1 protein-coding gene is annotated in these 320 nt (G+C 34.1%); it reads left to right on the top strand.

Going from position 1 to position 320, the window contains the following annotated elements:
• The coding region (gene mbhE / locus FOJ82_RS16010) for a hydrogen gas-evolving membrane-bound hydrogenase subunit E (RefSeq protein WP_342780607.1) at window positions 1-320 on the top strand (320 nt) is incomplete at both ends.

Below are 320 nucleotides of genomic sequence, written 5' to 3'. Positions count from 1 at the left end.
GTTTATCGTGAGCTTTTCAAGATTACCAAATATTCCAAGAGCAAAAGCAAACTTGAAGAAGGAGACGCTTAAAATTGTAGTTTCACTTATAATGGCTGTTTCTGTTGTTTCTCTAATTTTTATCGCTCAGCAAGCGGATGGTATGCCATCGATTTCAAAATTCTATGAAGATGCCTATAAATTAACAGGTGGCAAAAATATTGTTAATGCTATATTAGGTGATTTCAGAGCGTTAGATACTTTATTTGAGGGATTAGTATTAATCATTGCAGGTTTAGGTATCTACACACTACTTAATTACAAAGATAGGAGGGGACAAG

Origin of the sequence: Tessaracoccus rhinocerotis (assembly GCF_007197885.1) — a bacterium.
Taxonomy (GTDB): Bacteria; Actinomycetota; Actinomycetes; order Propionibacteriales; family Propionibacteriaceae; genus Arachnia; species Arachnia rhinocerotis.
Note: the sequence above shows the minus strand (reverse complement) of the source record. Positions and strands in the feature narration are given on the sequence as shown.